The following is a 17208-nucleotide window of genomic DNA, read 5'->3' on the forward strand; positions in this document are numbered from 1 at the left end:
CCTGGAGTCGCGGCCGGTTGATGCGGCCCAGATGGTGCGTCAGCACGACGATCCACGCCCCGTCCCACGGACGCACGCCATCCTCGACGCGCGGCCACTGGCGCGCCTTTGCATGCAGCGCGGCCGCGTTCGGGCCCAGCGAATAGACGCCTCCTCGGCCTGGTCGGCGAGGCCCTCCCGCACCAGCCGTCCCAGCGCGACGCGCACCGCAGCGGGTTCGATGTCGAAGATGCGGGCACGATCGATCAGCGTTCCGGCGCGCAGCGGCGCGGGCGCGGCGGTGGACAGGAACCACAAAGCCAGCGACTTCGGCGTCACCGGCGCACGCCAATCATGTAACATCTTTGACTCATACTGCGTTATCGTGTTACTCAAGCTGCGGAAGGATCGCCAGCATGAAGGTAACCGATTTTCTTGCAAGGGACGAACTCGCCGCATTGACGCGGCGATCAAATCTGCGGGCGTGGTGGGCGTTCGCGGTGAACTGGGGGTTGATCGCAGGCGCGTTCGCCGTCGCGATCATCTGGCCCAACCCGCTGACGATCCTCGCCGCGATCCCGGTCATCGCCGCGCGCCAGCTCGGGCTCGGCATCCTCGTGCATGATTGCGCGCACAACGCGCTGTTCACCGACCGGCGCACCAACGAGGTCGTCGGGCAATGGCTCGCGGGGACGCCGATCAACCTGTCGCTCCAGGACTATCGCACCTACCATCTGGCGCACCATCGCCATGCCGGAACCCCCGACGATCCCGATCTCGGCTTCGTCGCCAATTATCCGATCACCGCCCAGGCGCTGCGTCGCAAGCTGATGCGCGACGTGACCGGCCGTACCGGCTGGCGCGATCTCGTCCAGTCGCTCGCGCGCTTCACGATCGCCAAGCAATGGCCCTGGGTCGCCTTTCACATCGGTCTGTTCACCGTGCTCGCGCTGGCGGGCGGCTGGTGGGCGTACGGCCTGTGGTGGGTCGCGCAGATCTTCGCCTATCCCGTGATCGCGCGCCTCCGCCAGATCGGCGAACATGGGGTCGTGCCCGATCGCGGCGATGCAGATCCGCGCATGAACACCGCGACCACGATGGTATCCTGGTGGGAGCGGCTGCTGGTCGCCCCGAACCACGTCAATTATCATGTCGAGCATCACGTGGCGGCGGGTGTCCCGCCCTACCGGCTCGCGCGGATGCACCGCCTGCTGAAAGCGCGAGGCTTCTATGACGGGTTCGATTCGTTGTCGCACGGCTATCGCGACGTGGTGCGCCGCGCGACCCGCCGGGCCGCCTGACAATCACGACCGCCGTGCACGACCGCCGTGCGACCATCGTGAGTTCAGGACCGCGAGATTGACGACGCATGCGGACGCTCTAGACATCGCGCATGGGGTCGGAGGGGCAACGCGCGCCGGAGTCGGGCGACAGGACGACGATCCTGCGCACGCTCGTCGATGCGTATAGCCGGCCACTCAGCCGCTATTTCAACCGTCGCGTCTCGGCACAACACGACGTTCCCGATCTCGTCCAGGAGGTTTTCCTGCGGCTCAGCCGGCTCGCCGACCCGAACGATGTCCGCCAGCGCGACAGCTTCATCTTCGTCACAGCCGCCAATGTGCTGAAGGACCAGGCGCGCCGGGATCAGGTGCGTGGCGCCGGCTTGTCGGACCCGATCGACGATTTTTCACTCGAAGGTTCGGATTTTGCGCCCGACCGCGTCTTGGCAAGCAGGCAGGTCGCGCTTGCGTTGCGGCACGCGCTTGCCGAACTGCCCGAGCGCACGCGCGACGTGTTCGTGCTGCGGATGCTTGAGGGACTTAAGATGGCCGACGTCGCACATGCTCTGGCCATCTCGACGCGCGCGGCCGAGAAGCATCAGGCACGCGCACTCGCGCATGTCGCCGAGCGGCTGAAGGATTGGCGACCTTGATCGCGCCGCACCAGGGCGAGGCGGTGATAATCGAGGCCGCCGAATGGGCCGAGCGTCTCGACGACGATCCCAGCGACGCTACGCGCGTTCGGTTCGAAGATTGGCGGGCGCACGCCGCGCACGCAGCGGCGTTCGCGGCGGTTGCCGAGGCGCGCACCATGAGTGCCGCGCTGGCCGATCACCCCGAGATGCTGGCGCTGCGTCACGCCGCGGTGGCGCGCATCGCGCTGGCGCGCGAGCCGCGCCGCGCCGCGCCGTGGATGCTGGCGGCGGCGGCCTGTGCCGCGGTGGTCGCGCCGATCGCCTGGTTACGTCTTGCCGACGATACGACGACGACGGGACAGGCGGCGCAGATCGCAGAAGCGCCGGTGTATCGCACCGCGACCGGGCAACGGCTTATGGTGACGTTGACCGACGGGTCGCGGTTGACGCTCGATACCGACAGTCGGGTGCGGATCGCCTATAGCAATGCCGAGCGGCGACTGGTGCTTGAACGCGGCCAGGCGCTGTTCGAGGTCGCAAAGCATCAGCGACGCCCGTTCGTCGTCACCGCGGGATCGCAATCGGTGACCGCGCACGGCACCGCGTTCGACATCAGGCTCGACCCCGGTGCGGTGCGGGTCGCTCTCGTCGAGGGGTTGGTGAGCGTTGCCTCCAAGGGCGGACACGCGAAGCCGGTTGCAATGGTACCCGACGACGTCCTGACGGCGTCCGCTGGCGGCGTATCGCTGCGCCATGTGCCGGGCATCGGCTTGGCGCTGTCGAGCTGGAGCGAGGGCCGGCTGGTGTTCGAGGACACGACGCTGCGTCACGCGGTCGCCGAAATGAACCGCTACGGCACGCCGCGGATCGCACTCGCCGACACGCAGGCCGGCGATGTCAGAATCAGCGGATCGTTCCGCACCGGCGAGATTCAGCCCTTCCTCGATGCGTTGCAGATGGGCTTTCCCGTGACCGTCGCGCGGAGCGCCGACGGCATCACGATCGCCACGAAAAATAATTTCGGACGAGGGTTCGGGGTTTAGGGACGCCTGCGTCTTTATCCTCGGATCGACCCCGGCAGAGGGATCGTACACACAGGGAGGGTTGCATGACATCCATAGGCAGGACCGTGCTGTTGCGCGGCATGATGATGACCGCCTTGGCGCTAGGCGCAGGCGGCATCCCGATCGGCGTGACCGCGCAGGCGGCCGTCGGCGTCCGGATCGCCCGACAGGACATGAGCACCGCGTTGCTCGCCTTCTCCCGCCAGAGCGGCAAACAGATCCTGTTTTCGCCGACGCTCGTTCGTGGGAAGACTGCGCGCGCGGTGACCGGCCGGATGGAGGTGGGCGACGCACTGGCGACGATCCTTAAAGGCTCGGGGCTCGGCCACAAGCTGACGCCGAGCGGCGCCTACCTGATCGTCGATGCACAGGATCAGTCGACCGGTGACGTAGCGACGGCGCGCGCCGTTGCGCCCACGCAGGATCCGACCGCGACGCAAGCCGCACCCGAAGAGCCCGCTCCTGACATCGTCGTGATCGGCACCGCGGGCGCCGGCACGCGGCGGCAGGATGCAGCGTTCGCGGTGACCACGATCGACAGCACGATGGCGCAGCGGCTGGGCACCGCCAGCACCGCCGAGGTGCTGCGCGCAGTACCGGGCGTCAGCACCGAAAGCTCGGGCGGCAAGACCGGCGCGAACATCTTCGTGCGTGGCTATCCATCGGGCGGCGATGCGGAATACGTCACCTTCCAGACGCAGGGCGTGCCATTCTTCCCGCCGCCGACACTGTCGTTCCTGGAGAACACGCAACTGATCCGGATCGACGAGACGATCCAGCGGGTCGAGGCGGTACGTGGCGGCACCGGCGCCCTGTTCTCGAACGGCCAGCCCGGCCTGACGGTCAACCTCGTCCAGCGCGAGGGCAAGCAGACGCCGGCCGGGTTGCTCAAGCTCAGTGGCACCGATTTCGGCGAGTTCCGCGTCGACAGCTATGTCTCCGGCCCGATCGACGACAGCACGACCTACATGGTCGGCGGCTATTACTCGACCTCGCGCGGGATCCGCGACGCGCAGTTCGAGGCGGAGCGCGGCGGTCAGATCACCGGCAACATCCGGCATGATTTCGACAGGGGCTCGATCCTGCTGTTCGGCCGCTATCTCGACGATCGCGGCCAGTGGCTGCTGCCGATTCCGGTCGTCCAGGACGGCGACAAGATCCGCGAATATCCCGGTTTCGACGCCGGTACCGGCACGCTCGTCGGGCGCGACACGCGGATCAGCGTGCGCAACGACGGCAGCCGGGTCGACCTGGCCGACGGACGCAGCGCGAAGACCTATAACCTCGGCGGCAATTTCGATTACGACCTCGGCAGCGGGATTACGGTTCGCGACCGCGGCAGCTGGATGGAGGGCGATGCCGACACGATCGGTCTGGTCCCCGGCGGCACCCCACCTATCACCGCCGCCGCCTATGCCGCCGGCAAGGGCGGGACGATCGGATCGCTCACCTACGCCACCGGCGGTGCCGCGGCGTCGCCCAACACCGCGGTCGTCGAGGCCGGGCTGTGGAGCGTCGAGAAGCATATCCAGGCGTTCGTCAACGATTTCGCGCTGGAGTGGAAGTCGGGCGGCAACACGCTGACCGGCGGCGTCTATTATACGCGCTACAAGTCGCGCGACCGGTGGAATCTGGGCAACAGCATGCTGCTGACCGCCGAACCGAATGCGCGTCGCCTCAACCTGACGCTGGCGGATGGCCGGATCGTCACGCGCGACGGCTTCTCGGGCGGTTCGACGTTCAAGGTCAACGCCCGCTACACCGGCGAGGACGTCGCGGGCTATGCGGTCGACGAATTGCAGATCACCGACAAGCTGCGCATCGACGGCGGCGTCCGCTACCAGCATCACTCGGTCGACGGCACGCTCGAGAACCTGGCCGGCACGGTGCCGGCAGCGGGCGCGGACGGCAATCCGCTGACGCTGTACGACAATGGCGACGCACAGTTGAACGGCACGTTCCGCACGATCCGCTATCGCGGCGATGCGTGGTCGTGGACCGGCGGCGTCAATTACGACCTGACCCGCCAGATCGGTGCGTTCGTCCGCTACAGCCGCGGCAACAGCTTCCCGTTCTTCGACAATCTGCGCGACGGCATCGATGTCGCGCCGCAGGTCGACAGCTATGAAGGCGGCGTGAAGGTCTCGACCGGGATCGCGAACCTGTATGCGACGCTGTTCCACAACACCTTCGACGGGCTCGCGACGACGGTCATCACCAGCGGCGCGCCGATCGCGTCGATTGGCGGCGCCAAGGCGACCGGCGTCGAGTTCGAGGGCAGTTGCGGCCGTTCGCCGGCTTCACGCTCAGCGGCTCGGCGACGTATCTTGATGCCAAGTACCGCGACTTCTTCACCGATGGCGGCCTGACCGATCTGACCGGAAACCGCGTGCAGCGCCAGCCGAAATGGCAGTGGCGCGTCACGCCCGCCTACGATCTGGAACTCGGCGGCGACACGAAGGCCGGTGTCTATGCAACGATCGGCTATGTCGGCGACCGGTTCTCCGACGTCCAGAACGCGCAGGTCCTGCCGGGCTATTACAAGCTCGACGCAGGTGCCACGCTCGACCTGACCCCGCAGATCCAGTTTCAGGTGATCGGCGACAATCTGACCGACGAGATCGGATTGACCGAGGGTAATCCGCGCACGCTTGGGTCCCAGGGTAGCGGCACGATCCTCGCCCGGCCGATCGTCGGCCGCTCGATCCGATTCGCCGCTGCGTTCAAGTTCTGAGATATGCCGGATCGATCCCGCATCGCGCGGGATCGATCCGCTTTGCGGGATATTCGCGACGTCATGAAAAATGTTCTCTGTTTTGCCGCGCTGGCATCGGTCGCGGCGATCGCGCCCGCGCAGACCGGCCCCGCTTCCGCTCCCTCATCGGTACAATCACCCGCCGACATCTATGGTCCGTTGTTTCGCGCGGTGCAGCAGGGCCATGTGTTCGCGGACGGCAAGACGTTCGTCGACGCCGTGCCGAAGCGCGCAGCCGATGCGATCATGGCGGATTACGCGCGAGCCAAGCCGGTAGGTGCGGCGCTGAAGGCGTTCGTCCTCGCCAACTTCACGGTGCCCGGCGAGAATGATCGCGGCGCGGACGATCTCAGGGCGCATGTCCGAGCCTTGTGGCCGCAACTGGTGCGCCAGCCGGTCGTCGCCGTCGCGGGCAGTTCCGCGCTGCCGCTGCCCGCGCCCTATGTCGTGCCGGGCGGGCGCTTCCGGGAAATCTATTACTGGGACAGCTATTTCACGATGCTCGGGCTCAAGGTCGACGGCCAGCAGCCGCTGGTCGAATCGATGCTCGACGATTTCACCAGCCTGATCGAGCGATACGGCCATATCCCGAACGGCACGCGGACCTATTATCTCAGCCGATCGCAGCCGCCTTATTACGCGCTGATGCTCGACCTTTCGACGAATACCGATCCGCTGGTGGCAAAGCGCCGATTGGCGGCGTTGCGCGCGGAACATGCGTTCTGGATGAAGGGCGAGACGTGCCTCGCCCGCCAGCCCGCATGCCTGCGTGTGGTGCGGATGCCCGACGGCAATGTGCTCAACCGTCATTACGACGACCGCGACACGCCACGCGACGAATCCTACGCCGAGGATGTCGAGACCGCCGCCAAGGCAGGCCCCCGCCCCGCCACCGAGACGCAGCGCGACCTGCGCGCCGGTGCGGAAAGCGGATGGGACTTCAGCTCGCGCTGGCTGCGCGATCCGCAGTCGCTCGCGACGATCCATACCACCGACATCGTACCGGTCGATCTCAACAGTCTTTTATGGGTGATGGAACGACGCATAGCCGAACGCTGCCGGACCGCCGCCGATACACCCTGCGCCACCGCATTCACCACGCTCGCGGCAAAGCGCAAGGCAGCGATCGACCGCTATCTCTGGCAGTCATCGAGTGCGCGCTACGCAGACTGGGACCTGTCGACGCGCAAGCCGACCGCCAGCATCAACGCGGCGATGCTACATCCGCTATTCGTCGGTCTCGCTTCGCCCGCACAGGCGAAGTCGGTGGCGACGACGGTCCGCAATTCGCTGGTCGCCGAGGGCGGCCTGCGGACGACCACGCTCAAGACCGGGTTGCAGTGGGACGAACCCAATGGCTGGGCGCCACTGCAATGGGTGGCGATCGCCGGACTCGAGGCTAACGGCGAGCCTGCGCTTGCGAAGGATATCGCCCGCCGCTGGCTTGGCACGGTCGGTGCGGCCTATGCCGAGACGGGCAAGATGCTTGAGAAATATAATGTCGAGCAGCGAACGCCGGGCGGGGGTGGCGAATATCCGGTGCAGGACGGCTTCGGCTGGACCAACGGCGTCACCAGCGCGCTCCTGGATCGTTTTCCCGACCTCGCACGGCCTTGAACCATATTCTGCACGATGACGACGGATCACCGCGAGTTTGCGCGCGACGGAGGAGCGGCGTCTTCCGCTCTGACGTCGCTACCAGCGATGATTGATCGGCCGCGGTGGCGAACACCCGCAGCCATCGAACTTACCAGGGGTGATCAGCCGATCGGTCCGACGCTCGATTGGCTGGCGGGGCGCTGATCCCCCGCCCCTAACCCCAGAAAGTCTTGCGATCGAGAAGATCGTCATACGCCTCGGCCGCGGCGTTGATGATCTTCGATTTCTTGCGATGCGCCAGCAGGTCCTTCGCCCCGGGGTCGTCGCGCAGGCCAACCCGGTCCAGAACCACCGGCGCCGTCGCCATATCGTTCAGTGCGCCAAGCTGGTCCTGCAGCGTCTCCAACGTTCCCACGAACTTCCCGTAACGACGCGAACGCTTCTTGCTCGAGAAGACGGAGCCGAGAAACTCCGCGCCATAGCGGAGCCGTTTGGCGGTCTTGCGAACTTCATGGCGTTCCTCGTCTGCCAGCGTCGCAAGCGACTGACCACGCTTCCTGATGCGACGACGCAACGCGTGCAACGTCTCCGCCGCGAACTGCCGTGCCGAGGCGTCCCGTGCATCGCGCGTCGATGGCGCGGTGCGCCACGCCCCGCACGCCAGCCACTCCGTCAGATCGAGCATCAGGGCGCGAACCCGGTCCGAGCCCAGCGCAGTATCGACCGCTGCATAGGCAGCATCGCGAGCCTGGCTCAAACGCTCGAACAACGACCCGCCGGACTTCGCCTTGGCCAGCAACACATCCAGGTCGCGCGCTTCGCCCAGCACCGAACCCAGCCACCGCAGCTCGCTCTGGAAATGCGACACCTCGTCGCCGTCGAGCAAGGGCTTGAAGATCGAAAAGGCCGACCGCAGCCGACGCAACGACACGCGCGCCTGATGCAGGGCCTCGGCATTGGCCTGATCGAGCAGGATAGTCTCGTTCAGGCGATATTGGCGTATGCACGAGCCGGCGACCGCCTCGAAAGCGTTCGCCGCGGATGCGTCCCGACCCAGCGCAATCCGCTCCGACTTGAACGCCCTGGATACGGGACGCAGCAAGTCATAGCCGCGCTCGGACTTGGTGATGACGCCCAGGCGCACCGGAAACTGCGCCGCCAGCGTCCTGGCCAGCGCGAACAGAGCGGCAGGCTCTCCCTGCTTCAACTCCAGTTCGAGTTCGCAGATCGGCGACTGGCGGTCACCCGCAGCAACATGACCACGGTCCAAGACCAGTTCGATCGACGCCTCGCCGCTGGCGATCACCCATGCCAGCCGCTCGACCGCGACGGTGAAGATCGGCGCGACGGTACCGGCCTCGTCGTCGAGCAGCGCCGGGATAGGCGTCCGGTCGTCGACGACCGGCGTCATGTCGGCCACCTCGATTTCCCATTCGTGTCGCGCAAAGAGACCCGCCGCCTTCGCATCCGCGACCTTGATCGTCTGCGTCCGCGTGTCGCCGGACTGCCGGATGCGCAACGAGACGCCGCCTTGCGAAAGCGCGAGATCGGGCGTGTCGAAATACACCGCCTGCATCTGCCGCTTGCTCGCCGGGGCGCCGCAGAGGTCAGATCTCGGCAAAGGCATCGGCCGCGGCGACGTCCAATACCAGCTTCAGCTCGACTTCCTGCGACACCGGCTACCTTCCCGTAAACCCACGACACCCCATGCTCATGGCAACCGGCAATAGTCCGTCTGGTTCCCGGTGAGCCGCCCGCAAGACCTTGTTCGCTTCACCGCATTTGCATGAAAAGCGCGAGTGCGTTGCGGACGCTATCCGCGAAGCGATCGTAGATCACGCGTGCGACCTCGGCGATGACAGGCTGACGATCGCGTCCCCCTCGCGCGAATATAGCGACTGCCACCCGGCGGCCGTCAGGCATGGTAATGAACCCGACATCGTTGGTGATACCGTCCAGCGTGCCGGTCTTGTCCTCTACTCGAGTACCCACGGGAAGCAGAGCGCGGATGCGGCGGGTTCCCGTCGCGCATCGGCTCATCAGTTCGAGCAGAAACGCGCGACTTTGCGCCGTTAGAACGGCGCCATTGTCGAGCTTGTTCAACAGCGTGACCATGGCAACCGGCGTGGCAACATCCTTGCTGTCGGCGAGGTGGCCGCGCTCGCGAAGCAACTGGGCTATGGTCCGGTCCATCCGGATGCCGGGTATCTTTTGGGAAGAAAGCCACTGCTGGATCGCGACGGGCCCGCCTAGCGCGGCAAGCAGCTGGTCGGTTGCCCGGTTGTCGCTGCGGATAATCATCAGCTCCATGACTTTCGCCGCGGGTCGGCCAACGATCATGTCGCCGAGGCTGCGTCGCCCCTGATCGACCTCGGCGAGGTAGGTCGCTGCAACGGCGATCTTGACCGTGCTCGCCATCGGGAATTGGGTGTCGCCGTTGATCGAAACCATCGAGCCATCGCGAAGGTCGAGCGCTGCAATGCCGTAGTCGCCCGAGCGTTCCGCGACCAATTTACTCAGCGCGCGCTCAAGCCCGATGAGTTCAGGGGAGCTGCAGCCGCCGGTGCCGGGACAAGGATGCTTGCGGCGATACTCGAAAGGAGCAGGCGGGAAAGCAGGGACGCGCGCATCGATAGTCCTCGAATGTTGTCTTTCAGCGACCCGCTCATGGTAGACCGAAAAACCTGAACGCGTCATGTTGCATGCCGGTGAAGTTCGGACAACGGCGGCTCGCGACGCCGGTTGGTTATACCTCCGGCGCTGCGGCTTTTCGGGCACGCTGCGATTGCTGCAGATCGGAGAAACGAATTGCCGATCTCGCGGCGCAATGGAATGATGCCATCATGCAGATCCTCAAAGCGGCCGGCCTCGCCCTCCTCGCGTCAGTGCCCGCCACTGCCCAAATTGTCGCGCAGCCCTCGGCAGGAACGTACCAACGCGCGGTAGCGGCCGGTTACAAGGCGGCGCTCTACTGCTCCGGAATCTTCAACGCCGGTCGCACGCCTGCTCAGATCGATGCCGATGAACTGGCCGGAATCTACCCCGAATATGCGACGATCGTGCCGACTCTGACGGCGAGCGTCGACCGTGGTCTCCAGTCCGTTTCCGTAGCTTTCGATCCCCAGCTACCGCCAAGACGCGCAGCCTGGACCAGTGGACGGGGTTGCGTGACGCTGCCGATCGGAAGCACGGCACCGTCTGGCCGCAAGTCGACAGCGGCACCGTCGATCACGGCGGCGGATCCCCGGCGCTGGCCTCAGGGTGACGCTGGCATCGCACCGCGCCCGACAGCCGCGCTGACCGGCGCCGTCGGCAAGGCATTCGGGACAACATATGGCGTCGGCACCAAGACGGTCGGGGTGATCGTCGTGAAAGACGGCGAAGTTCTTGCCGAGCAATATGGCCGCGGTTTCGGGCCGTTCGTGTCCAACCGGACGTGGTCGGTCGGCAAGTCGATCGCTGGCACACTCATCGGCCTCAGCAATGCGAGCGCGTTGAAGGCTCCCGCCGCCGTGCCGCAATGGAAGTCGGGCGATCCGCGTCGGGTGATCACGCTCGACAATTTGCTTCGGATGGGATCCGGCCTGCACAGCGACACCGCTGGAAATCGCACCGATGCGATCTACTTCGGCGGCACCACGGTAGACGAACAGGCGGTGTCATGGCCTTTGGAGGCGCTGCCCGGCAAACGCTTCCGCTACGCCAACACCGATATCCTGCTCGCGGTCTATGCCACACGACAGGCAATCGGCGAGGCCCGGTACCGCGCATTGCCGGGCACCCTGTTCGGCCAGCTTGGCATGACGCACACCGTCGCCGAGACGGACTGGCACGGCAATTACGTCCTCTCCAGCCAGGTCTGGTCGACCGCACGCGACCTGGCGAGGCTGGGGTTGTTCTGGTCGCAGGACGGCGTCTGGCAGGGCAAGCGCCTGTTGCCGGCGGGCTGGATGCGTACCATGATGACGCCCAGCGGACCGCAGCCCGCGAGCGGACCGGGCTATGGCGCGACGATGTGGCTGTTCGGTCCCAAGCAGGGCTTGCCCGAAGGCAGCTTCGCCGCACAAGGCAACCGGGGCCAATATGTCATGGTGATCCCGTCCCGGCACCTGGTCGTGGTCAGGCGCGGCGAGGACCCGGGCACCGCGCGGTTCGACATCGCTCGCTTCGCGGCCGACGTTGCCGCTGCGTTGCCTTAGGCGTCTTACCCGAACGGCATACCCGGCGACCTAAGGGACAGGCGTAAGCCGTGGGCGCTAGCGTTTCGTGAACACCGCCTTGGGCAGGACGACGTGGACACCCTTGTTGCGGTCGACGAACTCGGTGATCTCGACATCGCCCGCGACGCTGATCAGCATGTAGGCGTCGTCGCGCGTCATGCCTTTTTCCGCGACGAGGAAGTCGATCATGTTGCCGCCGTTGATCGTCGGCGGCGAGCTGTCGTAGCGGCCGAACGCCGGTGGCGGCGCCCCCATGCTGCCGAAGAACGGCGCCAGCGGCACTTCGACGCCGGGCGCGAACAGGCCGACCATCCGCTTGGCGTCCAGGGGCACGATCTTCATCCGCGCATAGCGGAAATCGTCGGTCAGGGACTCCGCCCCGTACCGGAACGCCTTATAGGCATAGGGGATCGCCAGATCGACCTTGCGGATGCGCACTTCCAGCATGTCGCCGGGCTCCGCGCCTGCGATCGCGATCGGTCCGGTCAGGATATGGCCGCCGGGACCGCGTGCGCTGGCGGGTACGGCTCTTCCCTCAGTCGCGGGGGCCGCGGGCGATCACGGCCTGCGCCGAACGAAGACGGGCCTTCCATATTTTAACCGATGGGTGCCCGGACGCCAGGCCGGCAAGCCGCCCTTCGATCTGAGCGACCTCTCGCTTTGCGGCATCGAGCTCGGTGGCTGTTGGTGCAGGTTGGATATTGGCGCGCGTGTGTGCGCCGGTGCGTCCCTTGCTCTTGGTCATGGAAGACGCGATGGTCTCAAATGCTAAGCGCCGTCAATGAGAGACGGCATGGCAGCTCGTCGGGGCGGCTGCCCAGAATGCGCCTTTCCCAAAAACGAGGAGATGCGGAACAGACGGATCGGCGGGAGTGTCGCCGCCAGTGCGGTTCGCATGGAACCGCCAATCGGACGTCCGCTCATCTCGGCTGTAGAGCCTCTTCAGAATGCATCCGCTGGTCTGGTTTTGGAATAAAGAGCCGGGCGATCGCCCATGCGTTCGCCGAGGCGCACCGGGCGCGTTGGCAGCCAGCTTGGATCAAACGCGATCGTTCCCGGCCGGAATAGCATCACGACCGTCGAGCCCAGCAGGAAACGGCCCATTTCCTCACCCTGTTCGAGAACGATCTCTCGATCGGCATAGCACCATTCCGCCAGCTTGCCGGTACGCTTCGCATTCACGGCGCCGTGCCAGGCGGTGGCGATGCTGCCGACGATGGTGGCTCCGACCAGCACCATGACGAAGATTCCGTGCTCCGAACTTTCGAATACGCACACGAGGCGTTCGTTTCGGGCGAACAGATTGGGCACGCCGCGCGCCGTGACGGGGTTCACGGAAAACAGGCTGCCCGGAATGTAGCGCATACTGATCAATCTGCCCGCGCACGGCATATGAAGACGGTGATAGTCACGTGGCGACAGATACAGGTTCGCGAAACTGCCGTGACGGAACTCCGCTGCCAGCGTGCCGTCGCCGCCGATCAGTTCGGTCGTGGTGAACCGGTGCCCCTTGGCCTGTACGATATGATGGTCGTCGATCGCCCCAACCTGGCTGATCGCGCCATCCACCGGGCAGACGAAGTCGGCATGCGCGAGAGGGCGGATCCCCTGCCGCAGGGGGCGCGAGAAGAAGTCGTTGAAGCTGGCGTAGCTGGCGATGTCCGGATTTTCGGCTTCGCTCATATCGACCCCGTATCTGGCGACGAACCAGCGGATCAGCCGGGTGGTCATGGCACCGCCCCGCGCCCGGGCGATACGACCAGCCAGACGGGTCAGGCGCTGTTTTGGCAGGGCATGTTGAAGCAGGATGGTGAAGCGATCGGACATCTTGGACCCTCGAATAGTCGCCAGCGACTGTAACGGTCGATTGTTCCGCTACGCGAGCGTTTCATCAAGCAGATCCCTGCAGCACCCTCGAGCGGGTGCATTTTCAAAAGCACGCGGAACCATCATAGGGCGCGCATCGGGTCGCGTGGAAAGGCTGTGCCTGTGCGTCCGACCTGCCACCTTACCGCCATACTTTTGCGGCCAACCGCGGGTCTAGAACGCGTGCGACGCCCTCATGGGTCGTCGTCTGGATATTGGCTTCGATCCGAGCCCTGCCTGCGCAAGACGTGGCGTCGGACTGTCCGACGCCACAAAACGCTTCAGGGCATCAATACGGTGTCGACGACGTGTACCACACCGTTCGACTGCATCACGTCTGCCGTGGTTACGGTCGACTTGCCACCCTTAGCGTCGGTCAGCACGATCTTGCCACCGGAAACGCGCGCCGTCAGCGCCTCGCCCTGCACGGTGGTGAGCGTCGCCTTGTCGCCCCCAGCCTTGATCGCCGCCAGCGCCGCCTTCGCCGTGATCGTCCCCGGCACGACGTGATAGGTCAGGACACTGGCAAGCTGAGCCTTGTTCTCCGGCTTCAAGAGCGTCGGCACCGTGCCGGCGGGTAGCTTCGAAAAGGCCGCGTTCGTGGGTGCGAATACCGTGAACGGGCCAGGACCAGACAGGGTCTCGACCAGATCTGCGGCCATCACAGCAGCCACAAGCGTGCTCAGGTTACTCGCGGCGGACGCATTCTGGACGATCGTTTTGCTTGCATACATGGCGGCGCCGCCAACCTTCGGGTTAGCCGCCACCGCAATAACCGGCACCGATACCGATAGGGCGAAGCAAACGCCCAATGTGCGCGCGATCCGTGATGTCATGTTGATTTCTCCTAGCGTCATACACCCCCGCTTGCTCGCCACCGACAAGCTTTCGGGACCCTGAAACGACAGGCTTGGAGTAAAGCCACACCCCTTTTCGGGGCGCGACATGCCTCACCGCCGCTCCGTTGTGCTGTTTTGCTACTCGACGTGCGGCAAGCAATACGGACTAAGGGATAGGTTCGACCTAGCAAGGGTAAGAAGACCTCGTTTTATCACGAGACGACGACGTCGGCGGCAACGGGATATGGGCCGGGCGCGCAACGGGACGCACGGCGTATCGCCTCCAAATTTCTTTGCCGGCGCCTGATCCAGCGGGATAGCGTGCATGATGGCTCGCCTCAAAACCACGATTCGCCAACTCAGCTATTTCGTTGCGCTTGCCGAGGAAGGCAGCTTCACGCGGGCCGCTGAGCGCATGGGCATTTCGCAGCCTTCGCTGTCGCAACAGATCCGCATCCTCGAAACGATCGTCGGCACCACGTTGTTCGAGCGGGGCGGACCCGCCATCCTGACCCCGCTCGGGCGCGACTTGCTCGACAAGGCGCGGCGCATCCTCCTAGATGTCGCCGATCTCGAAGACTTCGGGACGACATCGAGCGATCCGTTGATCGGCACGATCCGGCTCGGCGTGTCGCCGACGCTCGGCGCCTATCTGTTGCCCGGGCTCGTCGCGCGCCTGCACCGCGAGCATCCGGCGCTCCGGGTCCATGTCCGCGAAGGCCTGCCGACCGCGCTCGCGTCGGGGCTTGCCAGCGGCGTCCACGATCTGATCCTGGCGCAACTGCCCGTGCCGGGCGGCGCGTTTCACAGCGAAAGACTGTTTCGCGAGCCCCTGTACGTCGCGATGGCAACCGATCATCCGCTCGGGGCCAAGGCGATCATCGCCCCCGCCGATCTGCGCGGCGCCAATTTGCTGACCCTGCTGCCCGAATACCGGCTTTCCGAGCAGATCGCAGCGATCGCCGCCGATGTCGAGGCGACCGTATTGCGCGATTACGAAGGCACCAGCCTCGACGCGATCCGGCAGATGGCGGGCATGAACATGGGGCTCGCCTTGTTGCCCGAACTCTATGTCCGGCAGGAAATTCGAGAGGGTGACGATGTCACGGTCAGACCGATCAAGGGTGGCCGCTATTACCGGGAGATCGGCCTGTTGTGGCGACAGGGCGCAGGGCGAGCGCCGGCCTATGGCCTGATCGCCGATCTGTTACGCGCCGTCGGCCCATAGGTAAATCCTATCGAAGAGATAGGTACCGTTATCTTGCTCCAATGCAGAGGACCGGCAATCCTAGTATCGGATCAGGTGCGAGGGTCGGATGGCGAGCGAACATATCGGATGGCGGGCGGCATCGGGCTGGCTCGCGGAAATCGTCGGGCCGGACATGCCCTATGTCCGCCTCGCGATGGTGTATGGCGTGGCGATCAGCCTGTTGTCGCTCGCCACGCCGATTTCGGTACAGCTGCTGATCAACAGCGTCGCCAATACCGCGATGCCCGCCCCCTCTGGACGCTCGCTGGGCTGTTGCTGGGGCTGTTGCTGGTGGTCGCAGGGCTGAGCGCGATGCGGTTCTGGATGATGGCGTTGTTCGAGCGGCGGCTGTTCGCGCGCATCGTCGCCGAGATTACCGTCCGCGCCGTCCATGCGCAGAACCCGTTTTTCGCCGATCAGAATCGCGGCGACCTGTTCAACCGCTATTTCGATCTCGTGGTGGTGCAGAAAGCCGTGCCGAGCCTGGTCATCGGCGGGTTCACGATCATCCTGCAATCCGCGGTCGGGCTGATCGTGACCAGCTTCTACCACCCGTTCTTCCTCGGCTTCAACGCGCTGCTGCTACTCGTCGTCCTGGCCATCTGGATGATCTGGTCGCGCGGCTCGATCCGCTCCGCGGTCCAGCTCAGCCACGCCAAGCACGACGCTGCGCGCTGGCTCGAAGGCGTCGGCGGATCGAACGGCTTCTATAAATCGAGCCGCCATTTCGATTTCGCGATGGACCGGTCGGAAGCGGTCACCGCGACCTATGTCGACCGGCATCGTCGCTATTTCCGCTACAGCTTCACCCAGACCGTCGCGTTCCTGCTGCTCTATGCCTTTGCGAGTGCGGCGCTGCTCGCGCTTGGCGGCAATCTGATCCTGCGCGGCGAGCTGTCGATCGGGCAGTTGGTCGCCGCCGAGCTCATCCTCAGCGGCGTCTTCTACGGCGTGTCGCAGCTCGGCTGGTATCTCGACTCGTTTTACGACCTCGTCGCGAGCGCGGAGGAATTGTCGCTGCTCTACGCGATCCCGCAGGAGGACGCGGTACGGACGTCCGGCAAGGCGCCCGGCGATGGCGCGGTGCGTCTCGACGGCGTGGTGACCGAGGGCGCGCGGTTCGATTTCACGCTCGCGGCGGGCGAACAGCTCGTCATGCGCGCCGATGGCGATGCCGAGCGACAGCTGGCGATGGTGCTCAAGCGCCATGTCGTGCCCGAGCGCGGGCTGGTGACGGTGGGCGGCGCCGACATGGCGACGTTCGACATGTATCTGCTGCGCTCCGAGGTGATGGTGCTCGACCGGCCGACGATCGTCGAGGTGACGATCCGCGACTATCTGACGCTCGCCGCCGCGGATGCCGATGCGACGGCGATGCTCGAGGTGCTCGAGACTGTCGGCTTGCGGCAGCGCGTCGCCGCCCTGCCGCACGGGCTGGATACCCCGCTCGCGGCATCGGGCTATCCGCTGTCGATCGGCGAAGTCATGGCGCTGAAGCTCGCCAACGCCTTGTTGGTGCGGCCCCATGTGCTGATGTTGTCGCAGCTCTATGACCTGATCCCGACCGATCGGCTGGCCGAGGTGTTGCGCCGGCTCAAGACGAGCGGGACGACGGTGTTGCTGAGCACGGGGCGCCCCGAGGACATCGTGCTCGATGGCTGGTTCCATCTCGAACCCGACCGGCAACGCCGCTTCCCGATTGTGCGGCGCTGATCGCAG

The 17208-nt window shown here is 65.4% G+C and carries 17 protein-coding genes; 10 read left to right on the top strand and 7 right to left on the bottom strand.

Annotation, left to right across the window (positions count from 1 at the left end):
• Nucleotides 1-39: 39 nt before the first annotated feature.
• A complete protein-coding gene (locus AC0IX7_RS08635) occupies nt 40-342 on the bottom strand; it encodes a hypothetical protein (RefSeq protein ID WP_471811345.1) in 303 nt (100 codons plus the stop codon).
• Nucleotides 343-395: 53 nt separating this feature from the next.
• Here AC0IX7_RS08635 and AC0IX7_RS08640 point away from each other — a divergent pair, with 53 nt between their 5' ends.
• From AC0IX7_RS08640 to treF, 6 genes are all read left to right on the top strand, one after another.
• Nucleotides 396-1280 (top strand): fatty acid desaturase family protein, encoded by an 885-nt coding sequence (locus tag AC0IX7_RS08640; RefSeq protein WP_471811347.1) that lies wholly within the window; start codon nt 396-398, stop codon nt 1278-1280.
• Between the two features lie 92 nt (nt 1281-1372).
• A complete protein-coding gene (locus AC0IX7_RS08645) occupies nt 1373-1915 on the top strand; it encodes an RNA polymerase sigma factor (RefSeq protein ID WP_471811348.1) in 543 nt (180 codons plus the stop codon).
• Entirely contained in the window at nt 1912-2940 is a 1029-nt protein-coding gene (locus tag AC0IX7_RS08650) for a FecR family protein (RefSeq protein ID WP_471811350.1), read from the top strand. Before AC0IX7_RS08645 ends, AC0IX7_RS08650 begins: the two co-directional genes overlap by 4 nt.
• Before the next feature lie 65 nt (nt 2941-3005).
• A complete protein-coding gene (locus AC0IX7_RS08655; RefSeq protein ID WP_471811352.1) occupies nt 3006-5330 on the top strand; it encodes a TonB-dependent receptor in 2325 nt (774 codons plus the stop codon).
• The gene (locus AC0IX7_RS08660; protein WP_471811354.1) at nt 5243-5695 is read left to right on the top strand and encodes a TonB-dependent receptor domain-containing protein; all 453 of its coding nucleotides are present in this window, start codon (nt 5243-5245) and stop codon (nt 5693-5695) included. Before AC0IX7_RS08655 ends, AC0IX7_RS08660 begins: the two co-directional genes overlap by 88 nt.
• Before the next feature lie 63 nt (nt 5696-5758).
• Nucleotides 5759-7333, top strand: coding sequence for an alpha,alpha-trehalase TreF (gene treF, locus AC0IX7_RS08665; protein WP_471811356.1), 1575 nt, complete (start codon nt 5759-5761; stop codon nt 7331-7333).
• Between the two features lie 196 nt (nt 7334-7529).
• Here the strand turns inward: treF and AC0IX7_RS08670 are convergent, their stop codons facing one another.
• Entirely contained in the window at nt 7530-8891 is a 1362-nt protein-coding gene (locus AC0IX7_RS08670) for a CYTH and CHAD domain-containing protein (RefSeq protein WP_471811358.1), read from the bottom strand.
• 197 nt (nt 8892-9088) lie between these two features.
• Complete coding sequence (locus AC0IX7_RS08675; RefSeq protein ID WP_471811360.1) at nt 9089-10012, bottom strand: serine hydrolase; 924 nt, start codon at nt 10010-10012, stop codon at nt 9089-9091.
• Nucleotides 10013-10158: 146 nt separating this feature from the next.
• Between AC0IX7_RS08675 and AC0IX7_RS08680 the strand changes: the two genes are divergently transcribed.
• Entirely contained in the window at nt 10159-11514 is a 1356-nt protein-coding gene (locus AC0IX7_RS08680; protein ID WP_471811362.1) for a serine hydrolase domain-containing protein, read from the top strand.
• Nucleotides 11515-11571: 57 nt separating this feature from the next.
• On the opposite strand, the gene AC0IX7_RS08685 is transcribed toward AC0IX7_RS08680, so the two are convergent.
• The 4 genes from AC0IX7_RS08685 to AC0IX7_RS08700 form a co-directional block, all read right to left on the bottom strand.
• Entirely contained in the window at nt 11572-12027 is a 456-nt protein-coding gene (locus tag AC0IX7_RS08685; protein ID WP_471813806.1) for an acetamidase/formamidase family protein, read from the bottom strand.
• A gap of 43 nt (nt 12028-12070) precedes the next feature.
• Nucleotides 12071-12280, bottom strand: a complete 210-nt coding sequence (locus tag AC0IX7_RS08690) for a hypothetical protein (RefSeq protein WP_471811364.1) — start codon at nt 12278-12280, stop codon at nt 12071-12073.
• A 197-nt stretch (nt 12281-12477) separates the two neighbouring features.
• The gene (asd, locus tag AC0IX7_RS08695) at nt 12478-13362 is read right to left on the bottom strand and encodes an archaetidylserine decarboxylase (protein WP_471811366.1); all 885 of its coding nucleotides are present in this window, start codon (nt 13360-13362) and stop codon (nt 12478-12480) included.
• Between the two features lie 320 nt (nt 13363-13682).
• Nucleotides 13683-14237, bottom strand: a complete 555-nt coding sequence (locus AC0IX7_RS08700) for a fasciclin domain-containing protein (RefSeq protein WP_471813807.1) — start codon at nt 14235-14237, stop codon at nt 13683-13685.
• A gap of 331 nt (nt 14238-14568) precedes the next feature.
• Here AC0IX7_RS08700 and AC0IX7_RS08705 point away from each other — a divergent pair, with 331 nt between their 5' ends.
• The 3 genes from AC0IX7_RS08705 (at nt 14569) to AC0IX7_RS08715 (ending at nt 17202) form a co-directional block, all read left to right on the top strand.
• Complete coding sequence (locus AC0IX7_RS08705) at nt 14569-15468, top strand: hydrogen peroxide-inducible genes activator (protein WP_471811368.1); 900 nt, start codon at nt 14569-14571, stop codon at nt 15466-15468.
• Between the two features lie 88 nt (nt 15469-15556).
• Nucleotides 15557-15796 carry a hypothetical protein gene (locus tag AC0IX7_RS08710; RefSeq protein WP_471811370.1) on the top strand — a complete coding sequence of 80 codons (240 nt, stop codon included), beginning with the start codon at nt 15557-15559 and terminating at the stop codon, nt 15794-15796.
• Complete coding sequence (locus AC0IX7_RS08715; RefSeq protein WP_471811372.1) at nt 15763-17202, top strand: ATP-binding cassette domain-containing protein; 1440 nt, start codon at nt 15763-15765, stop codon at nt 17200-17202. Before AC0IX7_RS08710 ends, AC0IX7_RS08715 begins: the two co-directional genes overlap by 34 nt.
• The last annotated feature ends 6 nt before the right edge of the window (nt 17203-17208 follow it).

The organism is Sphingomonas sp. AC411, from assembly GCF_979253035.1.